The sequence below is a fragment of the Candidatus Zixiibacteriota bacterium genome (assembly GCA_022865345.1).
Taxonomy (GTDB): Bacteria; Zixibacteria; MSB-5A5; order MSB-5A5; family RBG-16-43-9; genus RBG-16-43-9.
Map to the genome: position 1 here is coordinate 1 of JALHSU010000190.1, position 15,275 is coordinate 15,275.

The 15,275-nt window shown below is 44.0% G+C and carries 11 protein-coding genes; 3 read left to right on the forward strand and 8 right to left on the reverse strand.

What is annotated here, in order from left to right:
- Positions 1–148: 148 nt before the first annotated feature.
- Positions 149–2,299, reverse strand: a complete 2,151-nt coding sequence (locus MUP17_09195; GenBank protein MCJ7459152.1) for a T9SS type A sorting domain-containing protein — start codon at positions 2,297–2,299, stop codon at positions 149–151.
- 399 nt (positions 2,300–2,698) lie between these two features.
- The gene (gene purL / locus MUP17_09200) at positions 2,699–4,930 is read right to left on the reverse strand and encodes a phosphoribosylformylglycinamidine synthase subunit PurL (protein ID MCJ7459153.1); all 2,232 of its coding nucleotides are present in this window, start codon (positions 4,928–4,930) and stop codon (positions 2,699–2,701) included.
- A 745-nt stretch (positions 4,931–5,675) separates the two neighbouring features.
- Here purL and MUP17_09205 point away from each other — a divergent pair.
- Positions 5,676–5,936, forward strand: a complete 261-nt coding sequence (locus MUP17_09205; protein MCJ7459154.1) for a hypothetical protein — start codon at positions 5,676–5,678, stop codon at positions 5,934–5,936.
- A gap of 58 nt (positions 5,937–5,994) precedes the next feature.
- Here the strand turns inward: MUP17_09205 and MUP17_09210 are convergent, their stop codons facing one another.
- Together MUP17_09210 and murA are read right to left on the reverse strand one after the other, a co-directional pair.
- On the reverse strand, positions 5,995–9,069 hold the full coding sequence (locus MUP17_09210; GenBank protein MCJ7459155.1) for a peptidase MA family metallohydrolase: 3,075 nt from the start codon (positions 9,067–9,069) through the stop codon (positions 5,995–5,997).
- Between the two features lie 16 nt (positions 9,070–9,085).
- Positions 9,086–10,348, reverse strand: coding sequence for a UDP-N-acetylglucosamine 1-carboxyvinyltransferase (murA, locus tag MUP17_09215; GenBank protein ID MCJ7459156.1), 1,263 nt, complete (start codon positions 10,346–10,348; stop codon positions 9,086–9,088).
- Positions 10,349–10,545: 197 nt separating this feature from the next.
- Between murA and MUP17_09220 the strand changes: the two genes are divergently transcribed.
- Complete coding sequence (locus MUP17_09220) at positions 10,546–11,271, forward strand: UDP-2,3-diacylglucosamine diphosphatase (GenBank protein MCJ7459157.1); 726 nt, start codon at positions 10,546–10,548, stop codon at positions 11,269–11,271.
- Between the two features lie 151 nt (positions 11,272–11,422).
- Here MUP17_09220 and MUP17_09225 read toward each other — a convergent pair whose 3' ends face one another.
- The 4 genes from MUP17_09225 to MUP17_09240 all read right to left on the reverse strand — a co-directional run bounded on the left by MUP17_09225 (position 11,423) and on the right by MUP17_09240 (position 14,557).
- On the reverse strand, positions 11,423–11,917 hold the full coding sequence (locus tag MUP17_09225) for a 3-isopropylmalate dehydratase small subunit (protein ID MCJ7459158.1): 495 nt from the start codon (positions 11,915–11,917) through the stop codon (positions 11,423–11,425).
- Between the two features lie 12 nt (positions 11,918–11,929).
- On the reverse strand, positions 11,930–13,180 hold the full coding sequence (locus MUP17_09230) for a 3-isopropylmalate dehydratase large subunit (protein MCJ7459159.1): 1,251 nt from the start codon (positions 13,178–13,180) through the stop codon (positions 11,930–11,932).
- Between the two features lie 352 nt (positions 13,181–13,532).
- Positions 13,533–14,039: an HIT domain-containing protein gene (locus MUP17_09235; GenBank protein ID MCJ7459160.1), complete on the reverse strand. Its 507-nt coding sequence runs from the start codon at positions 14,037–14,039 to the stop codon at positions 13,533–13,535.
- A 125-nt stretch (positions 14,040–14,164) separates the two neighbouring features.
- The gene (locus MUP17_09240) at positions 14,165–14,557 is read right to left on the reverse strand and encodes a hypothetical protein (protein ID MCJ7459161.1); all 393 of its coding nucleotides are present in this window, start codon (positions 14,555–14,557) and stop codon (positions 14,165–14,167) included.
- A 197-nt stretch (positions 14,558–14,754) separates the two neighbouring features.
- On the opposite strand from MUP17_09240, the gene MUP17_09245 reads away from it, so the two are divergent.
- Entirely contained in the window at positions 14,755–15,267 is a 513-nt protein-coding gene (locus tag MUP17_09245) for an HNH endonuclease (GenBank protein MCJ7459162.1), read from the forward strand.
- Positions 15,268–15,275 lie beyond the last annotated feature (8 nt).

Here is a 15,275-nt window from a genome sequence, read left to right on the forward strand (position 1 = left end):
TCCTTTTCAATCGATTGTCAAGCTTTTTCTGGAAATCTTCAAGCCAAAGTCACCCACCCTCTTGATTTGAGTTTTTCAAAGACCCTTTAAAAAAGAAGGTCAACTATTAAGTCGACCTTCTAATATTAATACGAATTGGAAGCAAGAATTATTTAATCAAAACCATCCTTTTGGTCAATTTGGAATTCCCTGCTTCCAGCCTGTAGAAATAAATCCCGCTGGAAACCTCTCTTCCTTTATCATCCTTTCCATCCCAGGTAACCGAATGTCTCCCGGAAGTCTGATTCTCATTTACTAATGTTCTTATCCCCTGACCTAAAAGATTATAAATCCTCAAAGAGACGAATACCGACTGGTATTTCTCCGGCACAAAATATCTCAGCTCAGTCGTCAGGTTGAACGGGTTAGGATAGTTCTGTTCTAAAGTGAAAACTTTGGGCAGACTGTTAGAGTTTTCATCCCCTTTGACCCCGGAAGGGACGTAAGAGAAATTAATCGTTCTCAAAGTATCCGGAACCTCGGAAATAACCAGATTCTGCGAAGGAGGAGTGTTGTAGCCGGGAATATATGGAGGGGAGATGGTCCAGCTTCCATCGCACAGGTAGAGATCAAAATGACCGGTTATTCTGTCCATCTCTGAACTGGTACTATACCCATTAGGCCAGGAATCCGTCTCCCCGATGACCCAGTTGCCAGGTGAAAGTGGAAGAGTCACATTAGTTAAACTGCCAGAGATATGTGCATGTGCTTGATTCAAAGTAAAACCTAACCCCCCAGTAGTATCCTTATCCACATAGACGCTTCGCTGCCGTGGAGTAGAAAGGTATCCTGCATAGTTGACGTTGACATCGTAGGTCCCGGTATCTACATAGATTGTGTAAATTCCGTTATTGTCAGGGTTCCCGCCGTAACTTTTGCCAGCTGACCAGAAGTTCAACCAGACGCTGTTCCAGATCACTCCTGGATCACCTGGATCTAGCTTGACTGTATCTCTGACCATTTTCCCGGATATAAGATTAAGCAATACCGTATCCCCTGGCGAGATATTCGACTTGCTTCCTCCTTCCAAGATGTATCCTGGCGGAATCGGGTATCGAGTATCCCAGGTTGTCAGTTGCACGGTCCAGCCAGAAGAATCTTTAGAGGAGATATGCAATAAAAAGCTGTTATTGGAGCCGGTCCCGGAAACCCCCTCGGTCGAGCCGGAAAGCAGGGTGGAATAGGCTTGAATCTTATAAGGATGAACTGGAAGTCCTCCCATCTCTGTGACTCTGCAGTAAATAACCGTGTCTGCTCTCTGGCAGGTGAAATTGTGCTGGATACCGTGCTGGATCTGGTTGTTAAATTGAAAACTGTTTGGCGTCAGGTAATTCGGGACTAAATATTCCGAACTCATGCCTATATCCCATTCACCTAACTCGGAAGAGCCAAAATAGACCTTATAATTCCCATCTGAAGTCTGCGATTCTTTTTCCTGAGGTCCACCAAAATGGGGACTGCACCACATCCTCAGGGATTGTCTGATTAAGGAATCCCTGTCATCTTTTATCTGCCCGTAAATACTGTCAACTGGAACCTGGTAAGCAAAATTGACGCTATCTACCACACCGGAGGCTACTTTATTTTTATTCGCAGGAGTGATGAAACCCTGAACGTCTGAGGGCCGAATAATAAATGTCCGTCCGGTCCCGCTGCTTCCCACGTTGATTTCGTAGTATCCGCTGTCGTTGGTCAACCCGGCCCAGAAAGCATTCTCAAACACGCTGTCATCTGCCTCTATCCAGATGTTTTCCAAAAGCGCATCAGGAGCCGAGTGTCCGGGTATGGTCACCCAACCTGTGAATTTGTTAGGTGGTGAAGGGAGCGGAGTAACCCTGATCGTCCTCTGGGCGGTGGTACTGTCTGAAAGGTCCATGACCTTGAAGACATAATGTGTTGGCGCAATCCCGAAAGGGAAAGGCTGACAGATGTACCAGCCATCAGGTGTCGGGCTGATATCTGGCGGAGGTCCCTGAGAGGAAGTATCTCCATCAGCAATAATGAAGTCGAAAAGCAGCTTATCGCCAGCATCCGGTACCCCATTGCTGTCCGTATCAATCCAGATTTGCCAGTAGAGCTGGGCACCGACCGCACAATTTGATCCCCAGCTAAAATTATCACCCTGCACCGCGGTGGTCTTTAAAGTGGTGTCTCCGTTGACAGTGAAGAAGACGTAGTTGGTCAACCCATAGCTGGATTGAAAACTTAGAAGCACCAATAAAAAAAGCCCCCAGAAATAAAACTTTTTAAAATCTTTCATCTTCATCCCTCCTCGATGAATTTTTTGTTCCCTCAAAAAAGTTTTTGCTCTTCGTTGGTGTCCACACCAACGAATAAAAAGCTCTTTTCTCTCACCTCCTTTTGAGAAATATTTTTCAGTGAACTTTTTTCGCTATTTTCTCCTACAAGAGTACTGCAGAGAGAAATATCTCTTCAATTAATTTTATCGGCAGATTAATTTAAAGATGTAATAAAGTTTGTCAAGGAAAATAATCTCTAAAAATTGCTTTTGGTTGGTGTCCGCACCAACGCAGAAATCTCGAATAACCTAAGTCTGAATTGTAGTCGTTGGTCCAGGAGACCAACGACCAGCGGAACGCCCGATGAATCGGGCGACTACACGTTTGTAGGGGCGACCCAACGGGTCGCCCCTACTTATTTAAAACTTTTTCTCCATTATTCCTGGAATCGAATTATAAAACTTCTCTTTGAGCTTTTGAACCGGCAGATCTATCCATTGGTTTATCCTGAGATTTTCTCCTCCGACTTTTCCCAGAACGGTAAAATCAATCTTATATTCCTTTGCAGTTTTCTCTAACTCTAACAGGTCATTTTCTCCCAAGCTCAAAATGATTCTCGACTGGGCCTCACCGAAAAGGAGTGCATCTTCTCTGAAATTTTCTGAAAGGTTGATCTCCGCACCCATAAGCAGATTATTACCGGAGGTAAAACAGCATTCAGCTAAAGCCACGGCTAAACCACCTTCTGAGCAGTCGTGAGCGGATTTGACTATCCCTTTTTTAATTAGATTCAGACAGGTTTGCTGAACTTTCTTTTCATAATCTAAATCCAAAACCGGAGTTTTACCTTTGACCAAGTTATGAATAATTTTAAGATATTCTGTTCCGCCCAGTTCCTCTTTATTTTTCCCTAAAAGGACAATTATGTCCCCTTCTTTTTTGAACCACTGAGTGGTTATGTATTTTATGTCCTCGAATAATCCGATCATCCCGACCACGGGTGTAGGATATACCTTTCTTTCCGGGTCTTCGTTATAAAAGGAAACGTTCCCTCCCGTAACCGGAGTCTCCAAAACCATGCAGGACTCAGACATTCCGGCAATACATTCAGCAAAAGTCCAGTAGACCTCTTTGTCATACGGATTACCGAAATTCAAACAGTTGGTTATGGCCAAAGGAAGCGCGCCTGAGCAAACCAAATTTCTTGCTGCCTCAGCCACTGCAATCCTTCCTCCCATCCTCGGGTCGAGATAACAGTATCTGCCGTTGCAGTCTGTGGTCATTGCCAGAGCCTTATTCGTCTTTCGCAGACGTATAACTGCGGCATCTGAGCCGGGTCCCACTGCAGTCCCGGTTCTTACCATAGTATCATACTGCTCATAAATCCATCTTTTGCTCGCAATATTCGGAGAGCTTATAAGTTTCAGCAAAACCTCATTTAGGTCTGCAGGGATTTTTATTCTGGAGAGATCTAATTTTGCAGTCCTGGCAAGATATGCTGGTTTTTTCTTTTCTCTGATGTAAACCGGTGCTCCTCCACCTAAGACCAAGGAATCTGCCGGTATCTCCGCCACGACTTTTCCTTTATTTTTTACTCGTAGCATCTTATCATCGGTTACATATCCGATTATAGACGAATTGAGCCCCCATTTGGAAAAGATCTTCTGAACCTCCTTCTCTTTACCTTTTTTGGCGATGACTAACATCCTTTCCTGTGATTCGGATATCATTATCTCATAAGGTATCATCCTTTTTTCCCGCAGGGGTACTAAAGAGACATCGATCTCCATCCCGCTTTTGCCCCGGGCAGAGGTTTCGGAAGTGGCGCAGGCAAGACCTGCTCCACCCAAGTCTTGAATACCAACTAGTAGCCCGGCTTTGATTATCTCTAAAGATGCTTCCAGGAGCAGTTTTTCCATAAACGGGTCACCTATCTGCACCGAAGGCCTTTTCTTCTGCGATTTCTCGCTTATCTCCTCAGAGGCAAATGTTACCCCGTGAATTCCATCCCTGCCAGTTGAGGCACCTACAAGCAGAACCGGATTTCCTGCTCCATAAGCTTTTGAACTTGCCATTTCATTGGGTTTGACTATACCTACTGCCATACAATTAACCAGAGGGTTTCCAGTGTACGACTCATCAAAATAGATCTCTCCAGCCACAGTGGGGACTCCGAAACAATTGCCGTAATCTCCGACCCCTCTGATCACCCCGTCGAAAAGATACCTCACCCGTGAATTGGAAAGCTCGCCAAATCTTAAGGAATCTAAAGAGGCAACAGGTCTGGCACCCATGCAGAAGATATCTCTGAGTATCCCCCCAACCCCGGTGGCAGCTCCCTGGTAAGGCTCAACTGCTGATGGGTGGTTGTGGCTTTCGATCTTGAAGACCACAGCCAGACCATCCCCGATATCAACTGCACCGGCATTCTCCTCACCAGCCTTGGCTAGCAGATTTTTCCCTTCCCGCGGGAAAGTCTTCACCTGGGCAATCGAATTTTTGTAACTGCAGTGTTCGGACCACATAACCGAATAGATTCCTAGCTCGGTGAAAGTCAGGTTTCGACCCAAAATCATTTTTATCTTCTCGTATTCTTCTTTTAAAAGCCCGTGCTCTTTGGCTAATTTTAGAGTCACTTTAGATTCTTTCATCTTTTATCTCCTGAGATTTTAGCTGAACCCTAAATATATCTATGAGTCGTTCAAAGTCAAATAAAATCATCCTTGAAAATTCTCAACCTGTCTCAGTAACATGACGTGCAGCATCTCTACTTTTTTTTCCTAAGATATAAAAAAAGTTGAGGGATCCCGCTTTAAGCGGAATCCCTCAACTTTAAATCACTGACTAATCTATCTGCCAGATTAGAAAGGTTTCCTAAAGGCGTTAGGCTCAAGAGGAACCGGACCACCTTTGAATAGGTAGTTCACCAGATATACCACATCCGATACCGTAACCTTCTCGTCATTGTTGCAATCGCTATACAGTAGCCAGGGCTCCGGTCCACCTTTGAACAGATAGTTGACCAGGTATACTACGTCCGAAACAGTAACCTGGCAGTCCCCGTTGGCATCACAATAATACAGCCACGTATAGGAACATACTATCCAATTATGGTTTGTTTAATACAACTCATATCGATAGTGTTTAAAGTTCTATGAGTAGTAGAGTGAGCATGCCCCATCCAAAAGAAATTCAATAGTTTTTTAAGCTCTTTTTAAGCCACAAACCCAACTTGTTGATTAGCAATATGATGCTGGAATAATTTCAACCTCTTTTTCGGCATAAAAAACTTAACAAAACCTCATTTATTTACGTATAAATATGTTGTGAAACTATGCATTGAAGCTTTTTTATAACTCTTTGTTAATAAATAAGTTAAGAGGTGATTCTTAGGCGATGACAGGCACAACCAATCTTGAATTCCCTACCAAGCAGGAATTAACTGCAAGAAGACATAAAATAAATGTTCTTCTTAAAAAAGCGGTAAAAGGTAATCAAAAAGCTAAGGCAAAGTTGCTCGACGAATATGGTATAAGAGTCTATTCTTCTTCAGAGGTCGAGGACTACAAAAACAGCAAGCTGGCCAAGAAAATTAGAAAAATAGGTTTGGGCAAGGGAAATGGCGGGGGTAAAAGACAAGCTGTCAAAAATAGGTAATCAGCAGCTCTGAAAAAAACAAAAGACCTGCCCTTGTGGGGCAGGTCTTTTGTTTTCATTAAAATTCCGCACCCAGAGAGAAGTAATGAATCGGCTTAGCCGAGACGTTAGCAAAGTCGGTATTCCAGCCAGCATCGTACCTGAGAACGAATATACCCAGGTTTATCCTGGCCCCAAACCCGAATCCAGCCTTGATGTCTTTTAACCTGGAAGATCCGCCTTCTGAGGTTCCTCCCTGCCAGGCTTTGGTATTGGTCCAGGCGCTTCCCAGGTCCAGAAACATTGCACCGGTGATATATCTTAAACTAAAGGGAGGGAATCCGAAAGTTAAATCCTGAATAAAAGGATACCTGAATTCAAAATTGGAGAGAAAATATCTGGTCCCCTTAAATTCGAAATACTGATAACCTCTTAAAGGGGTAACCAGGCTCGAGAAATAAAGGTCATTCAGAGTATAGATATTCTGAGTCGCTAAATCTGGACCGATCCAGCTTGAGACACCGCCCAAGTAGAAATGCCGCGGCTGTTTACCGTCACTTCTGCCTGCGGAGAAACGGAAGGCAAATCCAAACCTGTTCTTGCCGAAATGCATGTATTTTCTGTAATCCATCCAGAGCGAAGTATACGGGATGCTTCTGTTGGTCAGGTCAGGTGACCACTCAAAAGTCAACATGCTCCTTCTCCCGTTTACCGGCCCGGTTATTCCCCAGAGCACGTTATCCTGGACCCAGGATAAACTGGTCAAAAGGGTCTTCACGCTTCTATCTTCGAAAATACCCTCAGGATTCGGATCATAATAGACCCGGTCGACGGATAGATGGGTCAGATTAAGATCAATTCGGCTAAACGTGTTAAAAGGTCTGGAAAAAAGAACAGTGGCTCCATAAACCCGGTCCGAAAAAAGCCGGTCGATATTGTCCACATAATAATACTTGGTGTGAAAGATCCCGACTCCGTAGTCGATCCTCCTGGGCAGATAAAAATAGAGAAGCTGGAAATTACTCTGGTCGATGGTATTGAAAAGGTCTGTGGCTAAATAGAAATTATGATTTCCCATCAGGTCGCTGATTGCCAAGAAAGACTGTCCCTGGAACCCGAAGAACGTGCTGTATCCAATGTTCCCTGAGATTATGTCCGGGGTAAATTTGAGTTTATATTTCTTCGGTGTGTATTCCCCGGGATGAAACTTAGTGGTGAGGGTCTCTTTTTCCGCAGGGGTCAAAGGCTTGGCAAGTGAATCAAGTTTATCCTCAGTGCTTTTGAACACATAATAACTAAAATCCAGCTTTTTCTCTTCCTTTATCTCGGTTTTTTTCTGAGTGGTGTCAGCCGGAGCCGTTGCCGCCTTTTCTTTTCCTAAAATTAAGGCAGTTTTCACCAGGGGTGCGCTATTCTCTGTTACCGGTTTTATATTTTTAAGAATGAATATGTCCCAGCCGCCTTTATAAAAAGAGGTAAAAGCCATCTTCTCCCCATCCTTAGACCAGGATGGCGTGAAGCAGCCGGTCAATATGTTGGTCAAAGGATAGGTTTTTAAACTATCTAAATCCTGTACATATAGATTGCTTATCCCGTTGCGGGTTGAAGTAAAACATATCCTTTTGCCATCGGGAGAGAAGGCAGGCGAGAGATTATCCTCCCCTCCCTGCGTAAAAGGTTTTATCTCCCTGGAAACAGGGTCCAGAAGGAAAATGTTGTAATGACCATAGGCATAAGTGGAATCATTTTTTGCTCCTGAGGGACGATCCGAGGAGAAAGCTATGGTCTTGCCATCTGGACTCCAGGCTGCATCCCGGTCATCATAATCGTCATCCGTCAATTTTTGCAGGGTTCCCGTTTTAATGTCTGTTGCGTAAAGATCGGACCTCCCTTCCATCACACCTGTGAATACTATCTTTTCACCATCCGGGGACCAGGCTGGAGATAAGAGCGATTCCAAGTTAAACTTGAATTTCCTGTAAATTTTTTTCTTTTTTACGTCTACCAGACACAGAACATCTTTTCCGTGGCTCTTGGATACAAAGGTGATGTCCCTGCTATCTGGAGACCAGGACAATCCGCTTACGTAGGAGTGGAGAGATTCCAGGTCGCCTGATCTTTCCCCCTTTACCACCTTATCTATCACTTTACCATCGATAGCCGAAATTATATAGATCTCAGAATAATCTTTACGGTCAGAGAAAATGGCTATTCTATCCCCCCGGGGTGAGAAGGCTGGTTTTTCGTTTAGATAAGAACCATCTTTTTGATGGTTGGTCAACTGTTTGGCAAAATCTTTTGGCTCCTGTCTCAAGGCTATCTCGGGCCAGTATTCTTTCTTTAGATCTTTCATCCACTCCTCATCCAGTCCCCTTTCGTCCAAACCGATGGCCGACTTTAGACTTTTCTCAAAAGAGCGTCTACCTTTAGCCTGGTGCAAAATCTCAGCAATTTTTTCCTCTCCATACTTATTGACTATATATTGTATGGCGGATTGCCCTTCTTTATACACTAAGAATCCTCCGGCTAATTCTAAGGGGACAAGGTAGCCGTTCACCGAACCATCCCTTAAAATCATATCCCCTTCAATGTCCATACCTCCCCGGGAGAAATATTCGGCGAACCCTTCTGCGAACCATAGTGGTTCCTGGACATATTCGGCACTTAATAAATTCCCCACCAGGTTACCGTAAAGCAAATCGAAGGTAAATGCATGGGTTAGCTCATGGACAAGCACATGCCTGAAATGTTCGTATGAGCCGTCAAAGGGAATCACTACCCGGTTTTTGAATGCTTCAGTAAACCCGCCTACGTTTTCCTCAATCAGCTCGTAGGTCACGTTGGTCTGCTGAAAGGTATTAGGGGAATTATACAGGATGATCGGTATTCTTTTTTTTGTCTGATAATTGAAGATCTTCTCCAGTCGGGGCGTAGCCTCTTCCAGGGTCTTGGCTGCAAACTTAGCTATGTCAAGCCCTAAATCGTAATAATAGATGTCATAATGCTCGCTCTGGATGTAATACCAGGTAAAATACTGGTACTGGACCTTGTTCTTGCCAAAATTCAAATCCTCACCCTGACCCTGGGAAGATGAAGCTGTAAAACAAAAAATGAACACCCCTCCCAGAAGAATTACTATCATTTTCTTAAACATAACTTAACCTTTGATTTTAAGTTTTCACTCTTTTTATCTCAGCCCCCAGTCTGGAGAGCTTTTCTTCAAACCTTTCATACCCGCGGTCTATATGATAAACCCTCAGCACCTCTGTCTGGTCTTCCGCAGATAATCCGGCCAGGACTAAAGCAGCGCCTGCCCGGATGTCTGATGCCATCACCGAGGCGCCTTTCAATTTGGGCACTCCGTTTACTGTAGCCTTATCACCACTGATCTTTATGTCAGCCCCCAACCTGATCAGCTCCATCACATGGGTAAACCTGTCCTCAAAAACAGTCTCTTTGATATAGCTTGAACCTGAAGCTGTACTGGCTAAGGTCATCAGCGAAGCCTGAAGATCTGTGGGAAAGCCGGGAAATGGAAAGGTTGTAACAGAGACTGGCTTGAGCCTGGAAGGACCTTTAACTGTAATCTTTTTTCGGTTCAGACTTATATCCACACCCATCTCCCTCAATTTGAGGATCACCATATCCAGATGTTCTGGAATGAAATCTTTTATCTCCACATAACCTGAGGTTAAAGCTGCAGCCATCATAAAAGTGCCTGCTTCTAAACGGTCTTTAATGCAGGCATGTTCAACCCCTTTAAGCTTTTTCACTCCGGTTATCTGTACGGCTGAGGAGCCTGCACCTTCGATTTTTGCCCCCATAGCATTTAGAAAATTCGCCAGGTCCACCACCTCCGGGTCACAAGCCGCATTTACCAGAGTAGTTTTCCCCTCTGCCAGACAGGCAGAGGTCATCACGTTCTCGGTCCCGGTATGGCTGGGCCTGTCAAAATAGATGATATTCCCTCTAAGTTTCTCAGCAGAAGCGATTACATACCCATGTTCTTCTTCGATCTTTGCACCAAGAGCCTGAAAACCTGACAAATGAAGATTAACTGGCCTTGGACCCAAAACGCACCCTCCTGGAAGAGAGACTTTGGCTTTTCCGCCCCGGGCTAAAAGTGGGCCCATAACTAAAAATGAAGCTCTCATCTTTCTAACTAAATCATAAGGAGCCTCAAAGGAAGTAAGGTTCTCAGCATTCACCACCACGGACCCGTCCTTGACATCCCTTTTAATCTTTGCCCCCAAATGCTCCAACACTTTGAGCATCGCATCTATGTCGGAGAGGTTAGGCACATTGTGAATCACCGATTCCCCTTTGTCCAAAAGCAAAGCTGCGGCTAAAATCGGAAGAGCTGAATTTTTGGAACCAGATATTTCCACTGAGCCTGAAAGCTTTTTCCCCCCTTGAATTATGAATTTATCCATAGTTCCGCATCCTGAGGTTTCAAATTTGATACGTTATCTTTCAGAATAAATAAAAACCTTTCGCCTGATAAATTAATCTTTTTGAACTTTTAGTCAAGGATTCTTTTCATTTAGTAGGGGCGACCCGGCGGGTCGTTACTACTATTCCGAAAAACATTTCAATTGCCTACTCCTTAATTTTATATTATATAGAAATCATGAAAGATTCAATTTATTTTATCTCCGATGCTCATCTTGGCTCAAATTCACCGGATAAGGAAAGATTTAAGGAAAAAAGGTTGCTCGATTTTCTTGAGCGTATCAGGGATGACTGTCAGGCTTTGTACATCTTAGGCGACTTATTCGAATTCTGGTTCGAGTATGAAAATGCCATCCCCAAAGAGCATTTCCCGGTGTTGATGAAATTGAAAGAGTTTACCGACTCAGGCATACCTATAATTTACTTGGTGGGAAATCACGATTTCTGGCTGGGAGATTTTCTCTCTGAACAGATAGGAATAAAGATAGTCAAAAACCCGATCTCCGTTGAACACCAGGGCAAGAAGATCTATCTGATCCACGGTGACGGCTTAGCTAAAAAAGATATAGGTTACAGGATTCTGAAAAAAATCTTAAGAAACAGAGTGAATATCTGGCTTTACAGGTTACTTCCTCCTGATTTTGGAATTCCTCTAGCAAAGAAAATCGCATCTTTCAGCCGGGATAAGACAAAGGCTAGAAACAAGGAATTCCTCAGAGATTATGAGGAGTTCGCTGAGGAGAAAATCAAGCAAGGATATGAAACGGTCATCATAGGACACACTCATCAGCCTTGCTTTAAGGAATTAAATAAGGGGGTTTATATTAACTTAGGCGACTGGTTTGAGCATTTTACCTATGGGAAATTAAGTCAGGGGAAATTTTCTTTAGTCGAACACAAATAGTAATTTGTAGGGCGACCCCTTCAGGGTCGCGTAGCGTTGCCACTCCTGTGGCAACGAAAATACCTATACGTCCTCACGGGAGTGAGGACGCTACTGTGCAAAAACTGAGAAAAAGTAAGGGTGGAGGCAAGCTCCACCCCTACGCTTTTTTTTATCTCTTCAAACTCTTCTTCAGATGCTCGATCAATCCGCCATCTTCTAAAATACCCATAACTATTTCTGGCAGAGGAGGAAAAGGGACTTTTGTATTCTCTGTTATGATCTCTCCCCTGGCATAATCAACTGTAATTACCTCCCCTGGTTTAATCAAATCATAAGCCTCTTTTGACTGAACCAATGCCAGTCCCTGGTTGATGGCATTTCTGAAGAAAATCCTGGAAAAGGATTTAGCAATGATGCAGGAGATCCCGGCGAATTTTAAAGAGGTAGCTGCTTGCTCCCTGGAAGAGCCACATCCGAAATTGGAGCCACCCAGGATGATGTCTCCTTTCTGAATCTTATCAGGGAAATCCTTATCATACCCTTCCAAAGCATGCTTTGCCATCTCCTGTGGATCAAGGATCGGAAGACACTTTCCCGGGTAGATGACATCTGTATCGATGTTATCCCCTAATTTCCAGACTTTCCCCTTAATCTCTTTTAACATCAAAGTCCCGCTTCACTTTTTGAGAAAATCCCTCGGATCCGAGATCTCACCTCGGATGGCTGTAGCAGCCGCTGTAGCCGGGCTTGCTAAATAGACCTCAGATTCAGTCGAGCCCATCCTTCCTTTGAAATTCCGGTTAGTTGTGGCCAGACACCTTTCCCCTTTTGCCAGTAACCCTTCATGCGCGCCCAGGCAGGGACCACATCCCGGATTCAATACTACACAATTTGCCTCCAGAAACGTTTTGATAATCCCTCTTTTCAATGCCTCTAAATAGATAGACTTTGAGCCAGGCAGAACCAGCATTCTGGTATCCGGGTGAACTTTTTTCCCTTTGAGCAGACGGGCAGCAATCTCCAAGTCATCTATCCTTCCATTGGTGCAGGAACCTAATAAAACCTGATCTATCTTTATCCCTTTGACTTCATCAATCGACTTGACGTTATCCACGTTATGCGGGCAGGCAACCTGAGGCTCTAACCGACTGATATTATATTCGTATTCATTCTCATAGATGGCATTTTCATCCGCAAAAATCGGCTGATAAGTTTTTTTAGTTCTTCCTTTAAGATATTTCTTGGTTACGTTATCAAAAGGAACAATGGCGAATTTCCCTCCCATCTCCATAGAAAGGTTAGCCAGGGTGAACCTTTCAGAGACGGACATATTCTCAACCGTATCCCCGTAGAACTCAACTGATTTATAATTTGCTCCTTCAACTGTCAACTCTCCGATTATATAAAGGATTGCATCTTTGGCATATACCCCAAGAGGAAGTCTGCCATTAATAGTCAGTTTCAAGCTTTCGGGAACCCTTAGCCAGATTTTGCCAGTAGCCCAGACTGCTGCCATTTCAGTGGCACCTATTCCGGTTGACAGGGCACCCAAACAGCCGTATGAGGTGGTGTGTGAATCTGTTCCAACTGCTAACTCTCCCGGAAGGATGTGCCCTTTTTCAATTACCACCTGATGGCAGATCCCTTCCTTTATGTCGTAGAAATTTTTTATCCCCTGTTCTTTGACAAATAACCTGATCGAGCGGTGAGCTTCTGCTGTTTTCTCAGACTCGGCTGGTGCACGGTGGTCCAAAGGTATGACTATCTTATCCGGGTTCCAGACTTTAGCAACGCCTATCTCCCTGAACTGCTTTATCACCAGACCGGCATTATCATGGCTCATAGCCAGGTCCGGTTCAACGTAAACGATCTCCCCTACCCGCACTTCACTTTTTCCAGCTTTTAGAGCCAGCCCTTTTTGCGCAATGGTGAGACCCCTGTTTTTCCCCCTGCCAGAACCGGGAAGCGTGAACTCAAGCTGAGCCAACTTCAGAACTTTGGGTTTTTCTAAGAGATTATACTTTCTTCTCCATTTGTAAAAAGCCGCCTTGGAGATGGAAAGCTCTTTCCCGGATTTGCGGTCATCTCCATAAATTTCCCAGAGCTCTTTTATCTTTTCAAAACCGTATTTGGGAAGAGAATATTTCGGGATTTTCTTTTTCCTTCTCCAGTAAGCTACAAGATATGCAGGAGCCCCTAAAACCTGCCCGATCTTCCGGTCAGTCTTATATTGTGCCTGCAGTTTTAAAAGCTCTTCTTTTCTCGGAATTTTCATAAGATTATTTATTCCCGGACCTCCGGGAGAGCAGTTTATCCAGACTCTTTTTGAGTTTTACGAAGATCTCATCCATCCCTATGGAAACCACCTTGGTTCTTGCCAGAATCGGCATGAAGTTGGTGTCTCCATTCCAGCGGGGAACTATGTGAATATGCAAATGGCTTGCCACACCTGCTCCTGAGACCTTGCCCAAATTCAATCCTAAGTTCAAACCCTGTGGTTTTAAGGCGGATTTGAGGGTTTTGATGGCAAGCTGAGTGGTTTTCATCAGGTCTTTCATCTCAGATTCAGTTAGATTCTCGAGCTTACCAGTATGCCGGTTGGTGCAGACCATCAGATGCCCGGGATTATAGGGAAAGCGGTTCATAATCACAAAAGACTTTTCACCCCGGAAAAGGATAAGATTCTTCCTGTCCTTGTTCTCCTTCAGCCTTTTACAGAAAATGCACCCCTTTACTTTTTTACTTGAGATGAATTTACTTCGCCAGGGTGCCCAGAGTTTTTCCATAATTTAAAATGGATTTAACCTTTAAAATTTAGACTAATATACTAAGTTGAGAATCGGATTTCAAGATTTTTTGTAGAAATTTTGGGATAAAAAGAAAAATATTTATATGGGAATGTAGGGGTAATTCATGAATTACCCCTACAACTATTAGTCATTGCGAGGAGGTCATTTGACCGACGAAGCAATCCGTTACATTCAAAGTAGAGGGATTGCTTCGCTTGAAGGCTCGCAATGACTTTCCTCCTGCTGGATGTTATCATCCAGCGGAGAGATAGGCGGATGATAACATCCGCCTTCGAGCTGGAAAAATCCATCAATTGTGACAGGGTGGCACCCTCAAACTTGTTTGAGGGTGATGCGGACCGTGCCTTTTGTGGCGAGGAAAAGGGCGAGGCAACCTCGCCCCTATAGCGCATCTTTTTTTGTCTTTTCGTCTTACATCTTACATCTTCCGTCTCACGTTTTCCTTTTTTCTTCTTCCTTTTTCTTTTATGGACACGCATCTTCACCTTTGCCAATCACTGAATAAAAGCCTCTCTTTGGAAAAAAAATATTTGACAAGTCGGGAAAAAGGTATAAATTAAACCAAATACAGGTGAAGCTCCCGCCTAGCGAAGGTCTTAGACCTCCGTCTTGCTGGAGCAAGGTTTACGAAATATGAGTGGCGTAGCAGAGGTTCTAAACCTCTGCTCTTGAGGAGTGATGTTTACAAGGTATGAGTAGACTTTCAGGAAATGTGCTGGTTTTAAATCAAAATTACGAGCCTCTTTCGGTTTGCAGCGTAAAAAGAGCAGTGATAATGCTTTTCTTAGGCAAAGCAGAGATGATTGAGAAAAATAACGGCGAGACTATCCGCTCGGTCAGGCTGTGTATACCTATCCCCAGCGTGGTTCGACTGGGATTCTATATCAAAGTCCCGCCTAAGAGGGTCCTGCTTTCCAGAAAGAACATTATTAAACGGGACGGGCATTGCTGTCAGTACTGCGGGGCGAACCATCTTCCTATGACCGTTGACCATGTCATCCCCAAGCTCTACGGAGGTAAAGACACCTGGGAGAACTTAGTCTGTGCCTGTATCAAGTGCAATAATATCAAGGGAAACCAGACCCCGGAACAGGCGGGTTTAAAGCTGTTAAAAAAGCCGCGAACTCCTAACCATATAACTTTTCTCCAGCGATTTGTGGGAATCTCGGATGACCGATGGAAACAATATCTTTTTCTGGAATAGAAAATAAA